The 18,909-nt window shown below is 69.9% G+C and carries 15 protein-coding genes and 3 pseudogenes; 11 read left to right on the top strand and 7 right to left on the bottom strand.

Features of this window, described 5'->3' with window-relative positions; translation table 11 throughout:
• Window positions 1-98 precede the first annotated feature (98 nt).
• The 5 genes and pseudogenes from ACFYMP_RS17995 to ACFYMP_RS17975 all read left to right on the top strand — a co-directional run bounded on the left by ACFYMP_RS17995 (window position 99) and on the right by ACFYMP_RS17975 (window position 1,798).
• Complete coding sequence (locus ACFYMP_RS17995) at window positions 99-254, top strand: hypothetical protein (RefSeq protein ID WP_388857902.1); 156 nt, start codon at window positions 99-101, stop codon at window positions 252-254.
• Window positions 251-478 carry a hypothetical protein gene (locus ACFYMP_RS17990; RefSeq protein ID WP_388857176.1) on the top strand — a complete coding sequence of 76 codons (228 nt, stop codon included), beginning with the start codon at window positions 251-253 and terminating at the stop codon, window positions 476-478. The genes ACFYMP_RS17995 and ACFYMP_RS17990 overlap by 4 nt, the downstream gene beginning before the upstream one ends.
• Window positions 463-696 (top strand): hypothetical protein, encoded by a 234-nt coding sequence (locus tag ACFYMP_RS17985; protein WP_388857899.1) that lies wholly within the window; start codon window positions 463-465, stop codon window positions 694-696. Before ACFYMP_RS17990 ends, ACFYMP_RS17985 begins: the two co-directional genes overlap by 16 nt.
• Before the next feature lie 94 nt (window positions 697-790).
• A pseudogene (locus ACFYMP_RS17980) lies at window positions 791-1,135 on the top strand (transposase); the annotation flags it as partial.
• Window positions 1,136-1,579: 444 nt separating this feature from the next.
• Window positions 1,580-1,798, top strand: a complete 219-nt coding sequence (locus ACFYMP_RS17975; RefSeq protein ID WP_388857896.1) for a DUF6233 domain-containing protein — start codon at window positions 1,580-1,582, stop codon at window positions 1,796-1,798.
• A gap of 143 nt (window positions 1,799-1,941) precedes the next feature.
• On the opposite strand, the gene ACFYMP_RS17970 is transcribed toward ACFYMP_RS17975, so the two are convergent.
• Both ACFYMP_RS17970 and ACFYMP_RS17965 read right to left on the bottom strand, forming a co-directional pair.
• Window positions 1,942-3,597, bottom strand: coding sequence for a hypothetical protein (locus tag ACFYMP_RS17970; protein ID WP_388857893.1), 1,656 nt, complete (start codon window positions 3,595-3,597; stop codon window positions 1,942-1,944).
• 504 nt (window positions 3,598-4,101) lie between these two features.
• Entirely contained in the window at window positions 4,102-7,446 is a 3,345-nt protein-coding gene (locus ACFYMP_RS17965) for an ALF repeat-containing protein (RefSeq protein WP_388857890.1), read from the bottom strand.
• A gap of 616 nt (window positions 7,447-8,062) precedes the next feature.
• On the opposite strand from ACFYMP_RS17965, the gene ACFYMP_RS17960 reads away from it, so the two are divergent.
• The 3 genes from ACFYMP_RS17960 to ACFYMP_RS17950 all read left to right on the top strand — a co-directional run bounded on the left by ACFYMP_RS17960 (window position 8,063) and on the right by ACFYMP_RS17950 (window position 11,279).
• On the top strand, window positions 8,063-8,536 hold the full coding sequence (locus tag ACFYMP_RS17960) for a hypothetical protein (RefSeq protein ID WP_388857887.1): 474 nt from the start codon (window positions 8,063-8,065) through the stop codon (window positions 8,534-8,536).
• Window positions 8,537-8,583: 47 nt separating this feature from the next.
• Entirely contained in the window at window positions 8,584-10,794 is a 2,211-nt protein-coding gene (locus ACFYMP_RS17955; RefSeq protein WP_388857884.1) for a trypsin-like serine protease, read from the top strand.
• A 155-nt stretch (window positions 10,795-10,949) separates the two neighbouring features.
• Window positions 10,950-11,279, top strand: coding sequence for a hypothetical protein (locus ACFYMP_RS17950; protein ID WP_388857881.1), 330 nt, complete (start codon window positions 10,950-10,952; stop codon window positions 11,277-11,279).
• Window positions 11,280-11,517: 238 nt separating this feature from the next.
• Here the strand turns inward: ACFYMP_RS17950 and ACFYMP_RS17945 are convergent, their stop codons facing one another.
• Together ACFYMP_RS17945 and ACFYMP_RS17940 are read right to left on the bottom strand one after the other, a co-directional pair.
• Window positions 11,518-12,432, bottom strand: coding sequence for a hypothetical protein (locus ACFYMP_RS17945; protein WP_388857878.1), 915 nt, complete (start codon window positions 12,430-12,432; stop codon window positions 11,518-11,520).
• The gene (locus tag ACFYMP_RS17940) at window positions 12,429-12,608 is read right to left on the bottom strand and encodes a hypothetical protein (RefSeq protein WP_388857875.1); all 180 of its coding nucleotides are present in this window, start codon (window positions 12,606-12,608) and stop codon (window positions 12,429-12,431) included. Before ACFYMP_RS17940 ends, ACFYMP_RS17945 begins: the two co-directional genes overlap by 4 nt.
• A gap of 448 nt (window positions 12,609-13,056) precedes the next feature.
• Here ACFYMP_RS17940 and ACFYMP_RS17935 point away from each other — a divergent pair, with 448 nt between their 5' ends.
• A complete protein-coding gene (locus ACFYMP_RS17935; protein ID WP_388857872.1) occupies window positions 13,057-13,944 on the top strand; it encodes a hypothetical protein in 888 nt (295 codons plus the stop codon).
• 58 nt (window positions 13,945-14,002) lie between these two features.
• A complete protein-coding gene (locus ACFYMP_RS17930) occupies window positions 14,003-15,052 on the top strand; it encodes an IS630 family transposase (protein ID WP_388857869.1) in 1,050 nt (349 codons plus the stop codon).
• A 464-nt stretch (window positions 15,053-15,516) separates the two neighbouring features.
• On the opposite strand, the gene ACFYMP_RS17925 is transcribed toward ACFYMP_RS17930, so the two are convergent.
• From ACFYMP_RS17925 to ACFYMP_RS17915, 3 genes and pseudogenes are all read right to left on the bottom strand, one after another.
• Entirely contained in the window at window positions 15,517-15,795 is a 279-nt protein-coding gene (locus tag ACFYMP_RS17925; RefSeq protein ID WP_388857866.1) for an HU family DNA-binding protein, read from the bottom strand.
• Between the two features lie 196 nt (window positions 15,796-15,991).
• A pseudogene (lexA, locus tag ACFYMP_RS17920) lies at window positions 15,992-16,546 on the bottom strand (transcriptional repressor LexA); the annotation flags it as partial.
• Window positions 16,547-16,927: 381 nt separating this feature from the next.
• Window positions 16,928-18,049, bottom strand: a complete 1,122-nt coding sequence (locus ACFYMP_RS17915) for a helix-turn-helix domain-containing protein (RefSeq protein WP_388857863.1) — start codon at window positions 18,047-18,049, stop codon at window positions 16,928-16,930.
• 207 nt (window positions 18,050-18,256) lie between these two features.
• On the opposite strand from ACFYMP_RS17915, the pseudogene ACFYMP_RS17910 reads away from it, so the two are divergent.
• Window positions 18,257-18,883, top strand: a pseudogene (locus ACFYMP_RS17910) (transposase); the annotation flags it as partial.
• Between the last annotated feature and the right edge of the window lie 26 nt (window positions 18,884-18,909).

Here is an 18,909-nt window from a genome sequence, read left to right as displayed (position 1 = left end):
CACGCGCTCGAACATGCAACCGCCCCCAACCCGGTGCAGGTCAGGGGCGATTGAAGCTCCGCGCGGGCGTTGCGCGGTACCGTTGGGTCCTTGTTCCCGTGGGGTGCGAGCGGGTTCTGCCCGGCCGGCTGCTGGCCGGTGACCTGCTCGTGCCCGCGCTGGGCCGGGAGGGCGTGCCGTGCTGGTACCGGCCGCCCCGGTTCCCGGGCCACCTCGACAGTCCGTATCAGATCTGCACGCTGGAGGCGTCATGAAGGTCGTCCTGGTCGAGCCCGTCGGCCGGTACGTGCGGCATACCGCGTGGGCCTGGGGGACGGGTGTCGTCGCGAAGGATCTGGGGGACGGCAAGGTGTATGTCCGGTTCGTCCACGTGGGTGCCGTCTGCCGTCAGCAGGACCTGGCCCCGGCCTCGCGGGAGGAGATCGCCGCGGTGAAGGACAGTCTGCCGCGGCGGGGCGCGTCATGGCTCGACGTCTGATCCGCCGCGTCGCGTGGACCATCGCGGCCGCCACGGACGAGGCGGGCCGGCCGGTGCCGCCCACGCGGGCGATGGGCTGCCTCGACTGTCACGAGCACTCCGGACCGGTGAGCCAGTCCGAGGGTGACGCGTGGGCGATGCGGCACGCGGCCACCACCGGGCACCGGGACTACGCCGAGACATCGACCGCACGCCTCACCGCTCGGCCCGCGCCGTAGCGACGTCTAGGCGCTGTTTCTCGAATCATGTGCGGAGCCGGATGACGAGAGCTGCGAGGGTGATGGTGCCGAGGTAGATGTAGGCGCGTTTCTCGTGTTCCTGCGCGTCCGTATCGCCGGCCGCCGCCCCCAACCCGCCCCGGACGGTGTCATCGCACTGCGGTGGCTGATCGCCCAGTGGCCAGAAGGGGAGAACGAGCCGGTCAAGTACTGGATCTCCAACCTGCCGGCCGACATCCCGGCCCGGGATCTTGTCCGGCTCGCGAAGCTACGGTGGCGCATCGAGCACGACTACCGCGAGCTGAAGACGACGCTCGGCCTCGACCATTTCGAGGGCCGCTCGTTCACCGGCTGGCACCGCCACGTCACCCTCGTGACCGCCGCCCACCTCTTCCTGACCGAGCAGCGGTACTGCCCAAAAGTCCCTGCCAGGGCTTGACCCTCTACCAGGCCCTGGCACTCCTCCAACACCTGTTAGCCACCTGGACCGGCACCGGCCCCACCTGTCGGCAACCCACCCCATGGCAGCCCTACGACACCACCTAACAAAGCCCTACTAGGAGGCTGCCCCGTGCACAGCGACTCGCAGGCGGCTGATGCACTTGTCGGTGGCGGTGCTGTTTCACCCGCATTGGCAGGGCAGACGGTCAGCAGGCTGGGCATCGCTGCACAGTGTCCGCCATGACCGAGTTGCCTCCTGACCCGCCTCGGCTCCGCGTCCTGCTGGGGTACGTCGAGAGGCAGATAGCGGAGACCGATACGGTCGGTACGTGGCTGCGACTCCACATGATGCGATCTCGAAGGCTCTCGCTCAAGCCGAAGACTCACCTGAGCCACGTCGGTCGCGGCGCCCGGTGAAGGGAGGTGGCCCCCTTCCCCTCTGATGGCGGCGACGGAGCCGCGCGTCGGCTATCTGGTTGAGCAGCAGAGTGGTCACCAGGGCGCCGGACCCGCCATGATCCACCTGACCGACTGCCCGACGGTCGGGAAGGCACTGCCGCGAGTCCGGGCCGACGAGGCGCGAGCCGCGCTCACCGACCCTGGGTTCGGGTCATGCCCTCGATGCCGGCCCGACAGCGAACTGGGCATCGATGTGGCGTGAGACTTCTTCCCTGCCCATGTCGGTCAGGTGCCGAAGGATGGGACGTCACGAGGGTGAAGGTTCGGTCGGGGCCGGTCGTCTGGACAGAACTGGGCCTGCTCTTGGCGCTCCCACTCGGCCGCCGTGTGTGCCAGCGGGGCCGGTCAGTTACCGAGGTTGAACTGCCCGGTGTTCTTGACGGTGTTAGTGATGTAGACATTGGGGAAGAGTTCCTCGTTCGTCCCGTTGGCCCGTTGGATGGTGGCGCTCATCGTGACGCCGATCGGGATGGTGCTGTTCTCGTTTTTGTAGACGGGTGTCACCTCGTAGAGGAGCGCGTCGCTGGATCCGAAGGCTTCCTCCGGCCCCTTGATGAGGTTCTGTGCCGCGAACTCGAAGGTACGCATGCTGGGCGTGCCCGTGTTCAAACCGGAATGCCAGCAGGGGACAAGGTTGAACCGCGTGATTTCGGTCGAGCCCTTGCCGCCGAGGATCCTCGCGACCAGGTGGCACCGGGACAGCGTGGAATCGGCCGGGTGCGCCGCGCGGAAGGCCCTTGCGTCCAGCCAGCCGGTGATGTCACCTGAGGTCCCGGTCCCCTTGGCCGTGTCCCTCCCCACACATGCCAGGGCCCGGGTCGGCCGCTCGCCGGCTCCGAGCTCCTTGACCGTCTGCTGGACGAGGGGTACCGGCTCGGTGGTGTTCCAGAACCAGCCGTCGCCGTTGGACAGCGCGGAGGCCGGCTTGTCGTCCTCGCGGCAGCGGATGTCCGGGCCGGTGTCCGGGGTCGAGATGGTCAGCTCGAACGCGTCGCGGTCGATCACCCGCTGGTCCGTGAAGCCCTCGGCGAGCTGGTCGTCGGCGAACGCCTTCTCGTCGGGCGTGACATGGGCCTGCACACAGGGTGCGGCGGGGTTGTGTTCATGCGCGTCGTTCAGGATGTACGTGTCCCATTCACCGCTGCCGAGGCTGGGTATCAGCCGGACGCACTGGGCTCCGGGGGCACCGCCCTCCTTCGTCTCCCCGAACGGGAAATCGCCGCACCTGTCGCCGTTGACGAGTTCCGGCTCCTGCTTGAAGCCGCCGCACGTACTGGCGGTGCGGCCGCCCACGCCACTCGTCAGTCTGGTCAGGGGGTGGCCCCTCAAGCCCCAGGCACCCTGCTGATTCCGCTGCGCCCACTCGTAGGCTGCGACGGCACCGCCCGGCTCCCCAGCCGTCGTCTTCAGCGGCACGACGGGCATGACCGAGGGGACGGCACAGCCGGCCGGTGAGGTGCCCCCGACCGCGTCGTCGCAGCGGATCTTGGCGGGGTTGTCCCACCCGGCGTTTGGGTCGACGAGCGCGACACCCGGGGAGGTCACGTACATGCGGTAGGCGGTGGTGAACTCCGCGGTGGCGCCCGGGAGGGGGGCCGAGGAGTAGCTGACGGTCCCGGTGTGGAACTGCCCCACGACGAGGTTGCCGCCGTACCAGGGCTCGTCGTCGGTGGCTGTGCATCCCGTCCCGCAGGAGGAGCGGAACTTGGCGGTGAGGGCGGTGACGGCGTCGCGCGCGCTGGTCATCCGTACGGTGATCTGCTCGTCCCAGGTCGTGGCGTTCTTCTGGAGCGTGGCGCTGGTGGAGACCTCCAGCGTGCCGCGGCCGATCTCCTTGCCATTGGTGTCACGGAGAATGTAGACGACGTTCACGCCGGCCACGCAGTACCCGAATCGCGTGTACGTGTAGGTGCCGGGGCTGCTGATCTCGCAGGTGGCGGCGGCCGCCCCGGAGGTTTCTTGTCTCGCGGCGCGCTTCGCCGGCGCGGGGCTCGCGCGCACGCACGCCTCGGCGGCGCCCGCCCGACGTTCCTTCGAGCCGGCGGCCGTGGGACGGCAGTTCTCCCCGGACGCCAGGGTGACGGGCCGAGTCTCGATGGGAGCGGAGACACCGGCCGGACCGCTCCGGCCGGTGTCTGCGCCGGCCTGGCGGGGGGAGGCTTGCGACGCCTGAGAAGCCGGTGCCATGGCGGTGGTGGCGGCGCCAAGAATCAGGGCGGCCAGCAGCGTGACGGCCGCGCGTCTGTACCGAGTGAACACGGAGGATGGTCGCATCGTCGCGGAGACCTTTCGGGTGCGAGGTGCCGTGGGGCCGGCCGGGGGTGCGGGCCCAAACCGGCCTTCTCACGGGAGTGCGGTGCTGTCGGCGACCGTCAGCCGACGGACGGGTCGGCCGGTGCGGCGGACCGCCGGGCCTGCGCGGCGCTGCGCGGCCCTCGGGACGGCCGGTCATGGATGGCGCCTTCGCCGGACCAGGGCGCGCGGGTGGGGCCGGCGTGCCGGCGGTCAGATGAGTGAGGCCAACCCACCGGTGATCGAGGAGACGAACTCAATGCCTCCGTCGGCTAACGAGTCAAGAATCGGTACCCGCCTGACGATGGGCATGATCACCTTGGAGCCACCGAACGTGATCCGGCTGAGGAAGTACGATGCGGCGGCTCTGGACAGCCTGGCGGCGCTGAAGCCGTTGTCCACACCGTCGAGGAGGACTTCCAGCGCGCCCGCCGCCGCGGAGATGCCGTAGGCCCATCCGGCGAAAGGACCCAGTAGGGGGAAGACCATCGCGGCGATGCCGAGTCCGGCCGCCACGTAGCTGGCTCCCACACTGACGGCACCGCAGACGTCGGCCCACCAGCCCGCGTCCTCCCACCAGTTCTCGCCCTCGGAGCCACTGCCGTTCTCGTTGATCTCGTCGTGGGTGTCGGTGTCGGCCGGATCGCGCCCGTCCTCCCTCGCCCGCCGGGCTTCCTCGGCGGCTTCGCGCGCGGCTTCCGCGATTTCGGCCTTGCGCTTCTGAATGGCGATGGCACGGGCATGGCTCGCCGCAGCGGCGGCGGCGGACGCGTCCTGGCCGGCTTCTAGCGCGGAGGCGCGGGCACTGGCGGCGGACGCCTGGGCGCCGGCGGAGGAATTCAGGGCCGAACGGGCTGCGTCGACCGCCGTGTTGGCCGAATAGTTCGCCGAGCGGCTCGCGCGGTGTGCGGCCGCCGCGGCTGCCTTGGCCTGGTTCGCGGAGTTCTGAGCCGCCGCCGCAGAGGCATCGGCGGCGGCGGCGTTCTCCTTGGCCTGGGCGGCGTAGTCGGCGGCCTTCTCCGCGGCGGACAGCGCCTTGGCGGCCCACTGCTGGGCTTCCGCCGCGGCCCGGCGGGCCTCGGCACCCGCCTTGGACGCCAGGGCCGCAATCTCTTGGGCCTGGTGCGCGATCTTCGCGGCGGCGGCGATGGCCCCCCGCATCGCGGCGGCGTGGGTGGCGGAGTCGTAGTCGAGCTGGGCAGCGAGGTACCGCACGGCCAGGACGAAGTTCCGCAGCATCCACGACGGTCCCTCAAGGGCGACTTGCGCGTACGCCTTGGTGTAGGCGCCGCCCTCGGCCATCTCGGTGCCCACCGTCACGGTGTCGTCCTCGCGCAGGGCGATGGGGTAGGTACGGTCGAAGAACTCCTGGACGGCTTCCGGGGTGTTCTGACGGAGAGCGTCGTTAGCGGCCCGGCGGACAGCAGTGCCGGGCTGCTGCCCGATGATGCGGCCGATCTGGACTCTGTTGTCGTCGCCGGCCGAGCGGATCACCCCGGAGGTGAGGAAGTCTCCCACCGCCTGGGCGCTGTCGCTCTCCAGCGCGTCCCGCGCCGCCTCGGCGACGGCGGGGCTGGATATCTGGGCGAGATAGAGAACGGTCTCCCGGTCGTCCTGGTGCTGAGCGATGGACCGGTCGAGGTCGATCCACGAGAAGAGGTCGTCGTCGCCGCCCGCGAGGGCGAACTGAGCCGCTTCCCGCGTCCAGGCGCCCCTGGCGACCAGAAGAGCGGTCGCGGCCTCGCGGCCCTTGGACCTGGCGCCCACCAGATCACCGGAGAACAGGGCGCCCTCGGCGGCCTGGATGAGGTCCTTGACGGCCTGGGCGAGCTGTTCCTCCTGGGCGCGCTGGTCCTCGTACTCGGCTCTCTGCTCGTCCTCGATCCGGGCGAGCAGTCTGGCCTCGTCGATCCCTTGCAGTCTCTCCTCTTCCAGCCGGGCCATCTCCGCTTCCCGGGCGGCCTTCTCGACACCGATGGCGGCTTCCACCGTCCGGGTCGCGATGTTGGCCGCCTTGACTGCCTCGGCCGCGTGGGCGGTCGACCTGTTGGCGTAGTCGATGGCCTGGCCCGCGTGCTTCACCGCCTCGTCGGTGGCGTCGGCCGCGTTCTCCGCGTGGACGGCGGCCGAGTTGGCGGCGTCGCGCGCGCCACGTGCAGCGGCGGCGGCCGAGTTGGCCAGGGCCTGGGCCGCGGCGGCGGACGCGGTGGCTCGGCCGGCCGCGGTGTCGGCGATGTCGGCCTGGCGGCGGGCCTCGGCCGCCTCCGACTGGGCGGCGCCCGCGGCGGTGGCGGCCTGAGAGGCGGCGGCTGCCGCCGCGGCGGCATTGCGGGCGGCCGAGGCGGCCTGGGAGCCGGCGTTCGCGGCCTGGGCGGAGGCGGTCGCCGCGTGGCCGGCCGCCGTGGCAGCCGTACGGGCGCGGACGCCCGCGTTGCGGGCGGCGACGGCTGCGTTCTTGGCCACCTCGGTCTTCGTGGCGTCCCTGGACGCGGCGATCGCGGCGCTGTAGGCGCGGGAGGCCGCTCCGCCCGCGATCGCGGCGGCCTGGGAGGCTGCGGTGGCCGCCCAGGAGGCGCGGCGGGCGGCGGCCACCGCCGAGTTGGAGGCGTTGATGGCGGTGCGGGCGGCGTCGGCCGCACCCTTGGCAGCGGACGCCGCCTTACGGGCCGCGGCACCGGACTTCGCCACATCCTGCTGGGCGGCCTCGGCCTCCGCCGCAGCCGTCTCCGCGGCCTCCTTGGCACTGGCCGCGGCGGTCTGGGCACGCTCGGACGTCTCGACGGCGAGATCCGTCGCGGCCTGGGCCCGTCTACCTTCGCGCTCGACGACCGCGACGAGTTCCTCGATCGTCGCCGCCTCCTGGTCCCGGGCGCGCGCGATGTGCTGGCCGGTGTCCAGGAACCATTGGACCGCCTGCGCGTCGCCGCTCAGCGCGCGGTTTGCGTACTTGCGCACCTCGGGTCCCGCCGTGGCGAGCATGGTGCCGATCTGGACGCGCGCGTCCTCCAGACGGGCAGTGAACTGGCCCTCGGCCAGGAAGGCGTCCAGGGCCTTCGCGGTCCCCACGCTGAGTGCAGCGGACGCCGCACGCTTGACGGCTGTGTCGCCGGTGGCCATGACGGTCGCGGTCGCCACCCGCAGGTCTTCGAGAAGACCCGGCTCGAAACCGTCCGCGAGGAAGGCGGCGACGGCGCTGTCACCGCCGTTGAGCGCCGCGACGGCGGCGCTGCGCAGCCCCTTGCCCGAGCGGACGAGGCAGCCAGCCACGGCGACGCGGTTGTCCTCCGCCAGTACCTGCGGCAGCGTCCGTGTCACAAACGTCCCGATGTCCGCGTCAGTCCCCACGAGAGCCCCGACCGCCGCCGCCTTCGTCGCCCGGCCTCCGGTCATCCAGGCCCTGACCACCTCGGCCCGCCGGGTGTCCGGTAGTTCGGGCGAACCGCCCACGACAGCCCGCGACGGGGCGGCACGGGCCACGGTCCCCGAGGCGAGGGGCGACGCGGCCGCGGCGGCGATCGCGCCGAGGAGCCGTCTGCGGCTCCAGAAAGTCGGTTGCATGGGCGTGGTCTCCTTGTCCCCGAAAAAGAAGATCAACAATGAATCGACATCACTTGAGCCTGCCCGTTCGCAGCGATGGCGAGGGGCGTGGTTGGAGAGGCGAAATTGAACCATACCCGTGCTCGTACGGCCGATTACCGAAAGGATGCGACGGAAAATTCCCAGACAATGCCATGTCCCCAAGGGCTGCTTTCCGCCATACCTGGAAAACGGAATGTGGCATTTCGTTATCGATCCTTTATGCGCCTCGCGGAACTTACTCGAGATGTGACACACATCACTCAGGAATGCCGTGCGAGCTGGCTACTCTGGGCGACACAAGGAGCGAGGGCCCGACCGCACCGGGAAAATTCGTGGGCACCGAGGCAGCCGCTCTACCACAGCAAAGCCTCGAAGCGCCAGGTCCCGCGAATCCCGATTTGCGGATTGCAAACTTCATCAACCCCCCCTCGCGAAAACCCTGCCGGCAATCAGGAATCAGGCGAAGTCTCCGACGCCTTCACTCCAGTGAAGAGCAATGCCTTAGCAACCCACTCCGAAAAGCGAACTGAGGAATGCGATGAAGACGCGCGCCACACCTCCGGCGAAGTCCCGCGGAAGGAGACTCCTGGCCCGTGTGACGGCTTCTGTCGCCACCGCCGGCGTTCTGGCCTGGGCCGCTGTGACGGCCGCCGGCGATGTTCGCCCCGCCGCCGCGGCGAACATCGCGGACGAGGCCCCCGCGTACGCGGTCGAGGACTACCACTACCCGCGGGCGGAGGAGATCCAGGAGGAACAAGGCATTCTCCTCAAGCGCGGAGACGGGCACATCACGCTGGTCGACTGCCGGCCGGGAACGGGCCTGCTCCACGTGATGGCGCGGGGCGAGAAGGAGTTCTGCTTCCGGACCACCGGGGACTCGGGCCAGCTGACCGTGGAGCTGGCCGGCACATACCTCGTCATGGGCAACGACTACACCACCGAGGTCGACATGACCCGGGACAGCGAGACGAAGACCTACGACATCGAGAAGAACAACTGGACAGCGGTGGGTGAAACCGTCGAGGGAGGCCGCGAGTACGCGCTCGTGGAGATCAGGACCACCAAGTAGAGCCCGGACAGCTCCCGTCGCCCATACCGTCACCGAGGAAAGCAGTCATGCGACAGACCAGACCCGTGCGCTCCGCCGCGCTGGCCGCCACCCTGATCGCGGGTGCCGCCCTGCTCGCCGCCCCGCCCGCCGCCGCGGTGACCGGCCCCGCCGTCGCCCCCGCGGAGACCACCCACGCCTACACCGCCCGGATCACCATCGGTGATCACGACCGCGGCTGCTCCGGCGTCCTCGTCGACCAGCAGTGGCTGCTCACCGCGGCGAGTTGCTTCGCCGGCGACCCGGCCGCAAGCCTCACCGTCCCAGCGGGCAAACCACGGCAGAAGACCACCGCGATCATCGGGCGCTCCGATCTCACCGGCAGCGCGGGCTCGGCCCGTGAGGTCGTGGCACTCGTGCCCCGCGGCGACCGCGACGTGGTCCTGGCCCGTCTGAACCGCCCCGTCACCAACGTGCCCCCCATTCCCCTCGCCACCGCCGCCCCGGTGCCCGGCGAGGAGCTGACCCTTGCCGGATACGGCCGCACCGCCACCGACTGGGCACCGATGAGCCTGCACACCGGTGCGTTCCAGGTGGCCGCCTCCACTGCCACCACCACCGCGATCACCGGCCAGGACGGCGTCGCCGCGTGCGCCGGTGACGCCGGCGGCCCCCTGGTCCGCACGGCCGGGGGCTCCCGCCAACTGGCCGCCCTCAGCAGCCAGTCGTACGGGGGCGGCTGCTTCGGCACCGACGACACCCAGACCAGCACGGGCGGCATCGCGGCCCGCGTCGACGACCTGTCCGTCTGGATGGACGCCACCGTGGGCGCGGTCCCCCTCACCGACTACAACTGCGACGGCACCGAGGACATCGCGATCGCCGACCCCAGGGCCACCGTCGCGGGCGACACCGACGCGGGCCTCATCCGGATCGTCCACGGCGCCGGGAAGGGCACCGCCGAGATCACCCAGGACCTCGGCTGGATCCCGGGCGGCGCGGAACCCGGAGACCGGTTCGGCGAGAGTCTTGCCACCGTCGACTACAACGAGGACGGCTGCACCGACCTCGTGGCCGGCTCCCCCGGCGAAACTCTCGGCGGCCAGGCACAGGCCGGTTTCGTACAGATTCTGTACGGGGCACCCGGCGGCCTGGGGACCGGCACGCTCAAGGCCGCCCATCTGGAACAGGGCATGGGGTCGGGCGATGTCGGCACCTCGGTGCCCGAAGCGGGCGACAGGATGGGCGCCTCCCTGGCCGCCGGCACCACCGCCTCCGGCGAGCCCTACCTCGTCGTCGGCGCACCCGGCGAGGGCGTCGGCGCCCACACCAGGGCCGGCATCTTCTACTACCTACGCGGCACCACCAACACCAGCGTCCACCAGGGCAGCACCGGTGTCCCCGGCGCCGTGGAGGACAACGACGCCTTCGGCGCCTCCCTGAGCGCCGACGCCCACCGCATCGCCGTCGGCGCACCCGGCGAGGCCATCGGCGCCGGTACGAACGCGGGCGCCGTGGTCGTCTTGGACCACACACTGAACGCCGAGGGTCACCCCACCGCGCGGTTCGCCCTCGACCAGGACCTCGACACCGTCTCCGGCGGAGCCGAAGCCGGAGACAGGTTCGGCGAGTCCCTGGCCCTGGTCACCTACCGACCCATGGGGGCCGCCACCGCCAACGAGTCGATTCTCACGGTGGGTTCACCCGGCGAGGACATCACCGTCAGCGGCACCGGCCGGGCCGACGCCGGCATGGCGCAGAGCTTCCGCGTCGGCCCCACCGGCCACAGTCAGCTCACCACCTTCCTCTCCGGCACCGCCGACGACGACATCAGCGACACGTCGGAAGCCGGAGACCGCTTCGGCACGACTCTCTCCGCCGTGAACACCGCGCCCCACGCGGTCGGCACCACCGCGACGATGAGACTGGCGATCGGCATCCCGGACGAGGACATCGGCACAACGGCGAACGCCGGCGCCGTCCTCAGCCTCTCGCTCCTCGGCGAACCCGGTGCCGACGACCAATGGGTGCAGGCGGGCGGCACCGCCGGAATCCCCGGCCCGCCGGGCGCCAACCAGCGCCTCGGCAGCAGCCTCCACCTCACCGGCCGCCACCTGTACGCGGGCATGCCCACCGGCCCGAGCCCCTACGGCTCCCTCCACGCCCTTCCCCTGTCAAACGTGACCCCCGGCGGCACCGCCGCCCCGATCACTACCTACCAACCCGGCCAGGGCAACCTTCCTCCCACCGGCACCCGCTTCGGCCACACCGCACGCTGACCACGGAACCCGCCCAGCCTGGAGCGGACCACCCAGCACGGACGGCGCCGACAGTCGGCATTGCCCAGGGGACGACCGCCCCGGGCAATGCGCCGGCACGGATCTGCGGCAGGTCACCCAGGGCGTGCGGAACCCATACGGACGAGGAGAAGGCGATGGCCACCCTGGCGACAGACCGGCACGGAGCACTGCCGGGTGCCCCGTCGACGTCGCCCTGGACAGCGTCTGGCCCGCAGAACTGCGCACTGACCGACTCCGTCTGCGACCGGTCACTGCCGAGGACGCCCTCCCTCGTCGAAGAATTGCTAACCGACACCCGGGTCCGTGCCTACCTCGGCGGCCCCCTCTCGCACGAACGTGTGGCCGCGCGGCAGGCCGCCTACCCGCAGAAAGCCGACGTCTGGGCCCTGGTCCGCTCCGAGGTGCGCTGGATGCGTCTGGTCGCTTCGCGCCTGGACCAGATGGAGCGTCGCCGCGGTGCGTAGGCGCGCCACCGACGCAGGCCAACGTCTGCCAGAGGATGTTGCGGCTCTCACTCCCGAGGAACTGGCGCACCTCTGTCCTGCCCGCCACGGCGCGTACGGATGCATTTGCGCCCGCATGGCGGCCCATGAGCGTGATCTGCATGTGGGGCGTGTCCCGACGGAGAGTGGATCGCCTGGCTGACGAGCCGCCCGGCCTGAGAATCCTTCCCGGTCGGCGTGGCGCCGCCCCGGGTTCACTTCACGCGGCGAGCGGAGGCGTCAGGTCGTACGGGTCGGTTGGTACAGCGAGGGGGTGGGGTTCGACGGCGGGTGCGTTGACGCGTCGGGCCCACCAGATGCGCAGCCCGTACGGAGGGTGGGTGAAGGCCGCGCGCAGCTTGTGCTCCACACGTGCGAGAGGCGGGAGGGTGCGCAGCAGTCCGGTATTGCGACGCCACAGGCGAAGCACGGCTTCGGGGCCGCAGGCGCGTGCGGCGCGGGCGTCGCAGGCAAGCTCGTTGTGCCATACCCATCCGATGTACAGCAGGCGCAGGGCCACGGCGGCCGCAACGACGGCGGGCAGTGGCAGCCACCCGGTCGCCAGGACCATGAGGAACACGCCGACCGCTTGCAGAATGGTCGAGCGCTGGTTGTCGCGCCGAAGTACGTGACCGAGCTCGTGCTCGAGGACGACCGGCAGGTGTGCGGTCTGCTCCGGCCCGAACCAGTTGCTGCCCAGCCAAAGGTGAGCCCGTCGTCCCTCGCGCACGGAGGCGGCCTCGTTCCCGTCGCCGCCCGGGTGCCAGCCGTCGGTGAACGCGATGCTCAGCCGCTGCAGATGGTGCGCTCGGGCCGTGGCGCGCAGGTGCTGTTCGGCGTGGTTCATCCGCTGGACGAAGTCGCGGTAGAGGGCGCTCGGATCGTGCGGGGGCCGGGAGCGCAGGAGTCTGTTCCAGATGTGGTGCTGGGCCCGGAAGCCCTCGGCTACCTGAACACGGCGGTTCCTGAGGGAGTGCAGTGTCCAGGCCCAGCTTGCGATCATGGCCATGGGAAGGACGTGAAGACCCAGCCGGGTGCCGCTCTCCCAGCGTGTGAGGACGACGATCGCCACCACCCAGCCGACGACGAAGTGGCTCCAGAACCGGTCCCGTATCCAGCTCATCGTCTGCGTCACCGCCCTGATTGGTCGGCCGGGGGCGTGCGCAGTTGCTGGGCGCGGACGGCGGCCTGTCGGCGCTCGCGCCGGTCGGCATTGCGGTGAGCAGCACGTAGAGCCTCGAGTTCCCACAGCAGCAGAACGACGAGGGCCGCCACCGTCAGCGTGCTCATCCAGATCAGCAAGGTGTCCATCGGTCCACATCCCCCAGGGCGAGTGCACGCGCTCCATATCGCGCGACGTGTGGGACGCCCTGGCCGCGGCCGGCGTCCTGCTAGGCAGCTGTCAGTCTTCGCGACCGGCGGGCTGGTGGGCGTCGACGGCGGCGCGGTGTCCCGCCAGGCGGCCCACCTTGGGAAGGCGGGTGCCTGGCCGTTCCGCGGGGCGGGACGTGTGTTGCCCGACACAGCCGAGGCGCCCTTAGCGGGGAGTGCCGCAGGCCCCGGAGACAAGGGGAACGGCCCTGCTGTCTAGTGCTGCTCCGCAAAAGTTCACCGAGGGGTACCACGGAGCGCCACTGGCGCACTTTGACCAGGCGTCACATGCCAGCGCAGTTCGACGAGTTCGGAACGTTGCCTTGCGCCCACCTCTAAAGCATGTCACATGCAATGTGACATGCTTTAGAGGTGGAGGAGCGCCGCGGTGCCCGGAGATCGGATTCGCATCCCCGAGGACGCCACCCGGGTCTGCATCCGGACCGTGTTCGGCCGCAGCCACTACGCGACCGCCGAATTCGCGCGGAGGGCCCAGGAGAAGTACCCCGACAACCGGGACGGAGAAGTTACCTTCGAGTGCGGGCCCGTGCCCGTGCACGTCCGCAAGGGCAGTGGCGGGTTGCCGAGCTGGACGCTCTGGTCCGACGGGTATCTGCACAGCGGTGGCGTGGACGGTGGCGGAGAGCCCCAGTGTTTCCTCGCCACCGAGCCGCTCCTGCGTCACATCCGCCGGGCCACCCTGCCCATAGAGCTGTCCCTCAGTGTCGAGCGCCCCGTCGTCCCGCCGTCTGACGTGTGGATGCGCTGGATCGACGCCACCGGCCTTGACAGCACTTCACTGCAACTAGTCGTAGACGAACGGCCGGTGGGGCCTGACCAGACCGCCACCCGCATCCTGGAACTGATGGCCTATACAGTCCACTGTGCCGACAGCACCACGGACCGGATCTGGGTACTCCGGGAAAAGGTCCACTTGCCCGACCGATTCCCGCGCCTCATCGTCCGCACGACCAACCGAGGCGGCGCGCTGAGTGCCCGGACCCAGATCTTCACCGACGAGGATGCAGCTCTCGCGGCCTTCACAGCGCTGAACAACCACCGACCGCCGGTCGTGGTCGTTACCGAGGCCGCCGAGCGACTGGGCACGACCCCCAAGGCCCTGCGCCGTGCCCTCGCACGGGCCGCCCAGCAGGACAACGAGCCCTATTCCGAAAACGTCGGCCGGACACGCTGGTTCTCCCCGAACGTGATCGAGCACTGGTGGCAGAACCGGCCGGGGCACGGGCCCGGACGTGGCCACGTGACGGCAAGGTAGCGGCGGTTCAGGATCTTCGTCTGTGAGAGGAAACCGGCAGAAAGCGGAGGTTGCGGCCATGGTGTCGGCCGTGGTCGTGGAACTGAACGGCGACATACGCGCGGCGCTCGGGCGGCTGGTGTCCTCGGCGAGCGCTCAGGTCCGTGAGGTGGCGCGGGCGCGGATCATGCTCGCAGCGGCCGACGGACTCGCGAACGCGGAGATCGCCCAGCAGCTGTCGTGCAGCGTGCACACCGTCCGCAAGTGGCGGAGCCGTTTCGTACGCAGTGGCGTTCAGGGCCTGCGGGATGCCGCCCGCTCGGGCCGCCCACGGATCTACGACGACGTGACCCGGGTCGCGGTCGTGGCCGCCGCGACCCAGACCCCACCCGACGGCGCGGCGACCTGGAGCCACCAGGCCATCGCCGAGCAGGTCGCCGACACGGTGTTCGTGGCGGTCTCCCCTTCTCAAGTGGGGCGGATCCTGGCCGATTTGGATCTCAAGCCGCATAAGGTAACCGGCTGGCTCACCCGGCGTGACACTCCCGAGTTCTGGGAGCGGGCCCGGGACATCTGCGCCCTCTACCGCGATCCACCTGAAGGGGCTATGGTCCTATCCATCGATGAGAAGACCGCGATCGCAGCCCATTCCCGCAAGCATCCCAGCCGCCCGGCTGCCCGGGGCCAGCGCGCACGCCAGAAGTTCGAGTACGTCCGGCACGGCACAGCTTCCCTCGTCGCTGCCCTGGATGTAAACAGCGGAGAGGTCATCGCTCGGAACACCGCCACCGCCTTCACCGCCTTCCTCGACCAGCTCGATGCGGCCATCGCCCCGGGCAGGGACATCCACGTCGTGCTCGACAACGGCTCCTCCCACACCGCCAAGCACAGCAAGAAGTGGCTGGCCGACCACCCGCGCTGGCATGTGCACTGGACTCCGCCGCACGCCTCCTGGCTCAACCAAGTCGAGCTGGTCTTCTCCGCGCTGACCCGCCGAGTTTTGCGGCACGGCGACTTCGCCAGCCGCGACGACCTCATCGCCAAGATGGACGACTACGTGATCCACAGGAACGAGACCGCGAAGCCCTTCCGGTTGACCTACGCGGCAAGCCCACTCAAGGCCGACTGACGCCCCGGACACCCCTCCACGAACTTTCGCGGAGCAGCACTAGCATCCTCCGCGTTCTGGCAGCGCTGCCTCGCGCCGAGCTCAGGCATGCGGGAATTGCGGGAGGCGGGCGGGGCGAGGGGCCCACGGGCTCGTGCGCGGGGTGCCGGGGAAGGTTACGGCAAAGGGACCCGGCGACAGCCGGGTCCCTTCTTCTGTAGCAGGGACAGGAGAGGAGACTGATGAGCTCGGCGACACCCGCCGGGGAGCGGAAAAAGTTTTCCGGCTTTTTGCACCGGACCTCAGTCCAACGGTCCGCCCCGGCGGGCCACACGATTGCTAAAGATCAGCCGATCGGCCCACGTCTAACGCAACATGGAATCCGTAGTTTCAGCAGTACCCACTGCTAACGGAGCGGCTCAACCTACACCTGCCCGCGGCCGCGCACAGGTGCCCACCCCGGCCGAGGCCAGGTCACGGATGGCTCAGCCCTTGGCAGCTTCCTTGAGCTTGGAGCCCGCAGAGACCTTGACGCTGTGGCCGGCCGGGATGTCGATCGGGTCGCCGGTCTGCGGGTTGCGCGCGGTGCGAGCGGCACGGTGGGTGCGCTCGAAGGTCAGGAAGCCGGGGATGGTGACCTTCTCGTCGCCCTTTGCGACGATCTCACCGACGGTCTCGGCGAGAGCGGCCAGCACGGCGTCAGCGTCCTTGCGGGTCACCTCGGCGCGGTCGGACAGCGCGGCCAACAGCTCACTGCGGTTCATAAGCGTACTCCGTATCTCGGGGACGTCCCGGCCGCGCAGCGGCCGGGACACATCGAGCTGTGATCCTCCCACCCACGACTGACGGCCATGGCGCTGGCACCGTCTCGCACGCGTAGCGACGTGTACGCGGCGGGCCGTGGATGGGGCCGGGCACCGGTCGAGGGGGACCCCGGCACGGTGTCACACGCGAAGTGGATCAGACGCTGCGCATCACTGCGACGACCCTGCCGAGGATCGTCACCTCGTCGGCGGGTAAGGGGGAGAAGGCATCGTTCTCGGGCATCAGCCACACGTTGGTGCCGTCCTTCTGAACCGTTTCACGGTTGCTTCAGCATCTAGCATGGCGGCCACGATGTGGCTGTTCTCCGCGACGGGTTGACGGCGCACGGTGACCCAGTCTCCGTCACAGATAGCGGCCTTGGTCATGGAATTGCAGACGACTTTGAGGACGAACAACTCACCGTCGCCGATGAGCAGGCGGGGAAGGCGGAGGACGTCCTCGACGTTCTGTTCGGCGAAAATCGGATGGCCGGCCGCGATGCGGCCTACGAGAGGGACCTCGACCATGGCCGCGTGCGGCGCCTCGGGCTCGCCCTCGGGCTCGGGCGTGCCGCAGGTGTCGAAGGTTGCGGAGAGCACGTAGGCACGGGGCCGGTGGGGATCCTTGCCGAGGACGCCCTTGCGCACGACTTCCCTGATGGGCGACGGAGAACATGCTGGATACGCCAGCGTGGGCACCGATCTCCCGCATGAGGCGAAGGACTGTTGCACGGCCCGGCGGCTGGGCATGAGCAACGGGCCATTTCTCCGCTGCATGGGGGGTCCGCCGCCGCTGCGGTCGGAATTCCTGGAGTCCCGTGTGGGTACGTGCGGCGACGGGGTGCGAGGTGTACAGGAACCATCAGGGGCAACTTCAGACCTCGCCGACTCTCCTTGCGTCCCGCCAGGCGGGACTGGCTGGTGTCGGCAGCCCTTCGCCGGGGCGAGGTCGGTAGTCGGCTGGCGCCGGTCACGGGCTTACTCTACGCCGCGCGGCGCCGGGCTGAGACGATGTCTCGCGCTGGGGCGGCCGGAAGGGGTCTGGATGGCCTCGTCGTGACGGACGGCCGCCCCAGCAACTGAAGACGGAGAGTCAGGCCAGCTCGCGCCAACTGTAGGAGAGGTCGACTCCCGGGTATCCGCTGGGGAGGAGCGCTGGGTAGACCGTTGCCGACCTGAGAGTCGCGGTGAGAAGGCCGCGGCGCTGGGTGTCGGTCATCGAGCGTCGCCATTGGTCCAGCGCATGCTTGGCCGAGACGGGGACGTTGAGTTCCAGATCGATCCCCTCGGCCGTCAGGAACTCCTGCGCGACTCCGAGCTCACGGCAGGCCTGAGCGGGAAACGCGCGAGCGAGGACCTCCTTCGCGACACGGATCTCCAGTTCCTCGACGCGGAGCGCGGGCAGACATCCTGTGGCGCAGCTGTAGGAGGCAGGTTCGCCGCCGCCGGTCAGGAGCAGGCCGCACAGCCCGCAGGTGAGCAGGTCGGAGAGCAGCGGCCCGTGCCAGGGGGCGGGGTCTGCTCCCCGGGCCATGAGGACGGGGGCAGGGTGGGTGTTCCGCGGCACAAAGGTGACCTGGCGCAGGTCAGGACGTTCGCTCGGCACGGTCATCAAGCAGGCCGAGATCGGGTACGGTCCGCTGTCCGTGTGCCAGACGAGTACCTGGGATTCGGAGCAGTACGTCGGGGAGGGGGCCGCGGCGCGTTCCAGGTGCGCGGCCGTGTCCCATATAGCGCGCAGTTCGGTGTTCCGTGGGGCTGCGGTGACAGAGTCTCGGAGGAGGGCGGAAAAGGACCAGGCTACGTCGTCCCAATTCGCCAGGCGTCTTCGTGCCTCACTGTCGAACAGGATCCAGCGCATCAGGTTCCAGCCCGCGCGGGCCGAGTCGGGTAGCAGGGCGCGGGCGAAGCTGTTCGCCTCCACGGTGCGCCAGGTGCTGTCCACGATGAGGGACGGGATGTCGTAGCTGTGGAGCATGCTCCGGAGATGTTGGTCGAGGGGGCCCGCCGCGGCAAGACGGGCACGCTGGCTTTCGGGGATCCGGAGGGCCTTGATGACGGCCTCGACCACTTCGGCGCCTGGCCAGGCGGTGCTCTGTTCAAGTGCGAGGTACTGAGCTATGGAGATGCCTGCCCGTTTGGCCACCCGGGCGGGATCGAGAGCGGCTCGGGACCGGTAGATCGCGACTACCTCCCCAAGGGTGGCGATCACCATACTCGGCTCCTGACTTCGACATTGATCACCCGGGGAGGATGCCCGACCGGCGCTGTACTCGCAGTTCTGCTGACGGTACGGTCTCAGCGGAAGGACTGCTTGCATAGTGCTCTGACCGGGAAGGTTCGCCGGGTTGCGGGTCGCGGTGGTGGGTGCCGGACCGGTTGGATGTGAGCCGACAGGCCGTCCGACAGGTGGAGGCGCGTGGTGGCAGAGCCTGTTCGAGTCCGCAGGCTGACCGATCAGGAGGGGCAGCGGCTGCAGCAGATCGTGCGCCGGGGCAGTACCAGTTCGGTGCGCTACCGGCGGGCGATGATGCTGCTGGCCTCGGCTGGCGGGAACCGCGTGCCGGTGATCGCCCAGCTGATCCAGGCCGACGAGGACACCGTCCGCGACGTGATCCACCGGGTCAAGGAGATCGGCCTGTCCTGCCTAGACCCTCGGTGGGCGGGAGGCCGTCCCCGCCTGCTCAGCGATGACGACGAGGACTTCGTCATCCAGACGGTCACCACCCGCCCGCGCAAGCTCGGCCAGCCCTTCACTCGCTGGTCGTTACGAAAACTCGACGCATACCTGCGCAAAGTCCACGGCCGGGTGATCCGGATCGGCCGCGAGACCCTGCGCTGCCTGCTCGCCTGCCGCGGCATCACCTTCCAGCGCACCAAGACCTGGAAGGAGTCCACCGACCCCGAGCACGACGCCAAGCTGGCCCGCATCGAGCACGTCCTGGAGCACTTCCCCGACCGTTTTTTGGCCTTCGACGAGTTCGGCCCGCTGGGCATCCGCCCCACCGCCGGGGCCTGCTGGGCGAAGCAGAACCGGCCCGACCGCCTGGGCCTGCCTCCGGTCCGCCGACCGGC

The organism is Streptomyces sp. NPDC007088 (assembly GCF_042869355.1).
Taxonomy (GTDB): Bacteria; Actinomycetota; Actinomycetes; order Streptomycetales; family Streptomycetaceae; genus Streptomyces.
Note: the sequence above shows the minus strand (reverse complement) of the source record. Positions and strands in the feature narration are given on the sequence as shown.

Excerpts from the sequence above, each read along its gene's own strand:
- ACFYMP_RS17985 (WP_388857899.1), top strand. The coding sequence starts at position 463 with ATGGCTCGACGTCTGATCCGCCGCGTCGCGTGGACCATCGCGGCCGCC.
- ACFYMP_RS17975 (WP_388857896.1), top strand. The coding sequence starts at position 1,580 with ATGGCGGCGACGGAGCCGCGCGTCGGCTATCTGGTTGAGCAGCAGAGT.
- ACFYMP_RS17955 (WP_388857884.1), top strand. The coding sequence starts at position 8,584 with ATGCGACAGACCAGACCCGTGCGCTCCGCCGCGCTGGCCGCCACCCTG.
- ACFYMP_RS17915 (WP_388857863.1), bottom strand. The coding sequence starts at position 18,049 with ATGGTGATCGCCACCCTTGGGGAGGTAGTCGCGATCTACCGGTCCCGA.
- ACFYMP_RS17990 (WP_388857176.1), top strand. The coding sequence starts at position 251 with ATGAAGGTCGTCCTGGTCGAGCCCGTCGGCCGGTACGTGCGGCATACC.
- ACFYMP_RS17950 (WP_388857881.1), top strand. The coding sequence starts at position 10,950 with ATGGCCACCCTGGCGACAGACCGGCACGGAGCACTGCCGGGTGCCCCG.
- ACFYMP_RS17965 (WP_388857890.1), bottom strand. The coding sequence starts at position 7,446 with ATGCAACCGACTTTCTGGAGCCGCAGACGGCTCCTCGGCGCGATCGCC.
- ACFYMP_RS17925 (WP_388857866.1), bottom strand. The coding sequence starts at position 15,795 with ATGAACCGCAGTGAGCTGTTGGCCGCGCTGTCCGACCGCGCCGAGGTG.
- ACFYMP_RS17930 (WP_388857869.1), top strand. The coding sequence starts at position 14,003 with ATGGTGTCGGCCGTGGTCGTGGAACTGAACGGCGACATACGCGCGGCG.
- ACFYMP_RS17940 (WP_388857875.1), bottom strand. The coding sequence starts at position 12,608 with ATGGACACCTTGCTGATCTGGATGAGCACGCTGACGGTGGCGGCCCTC.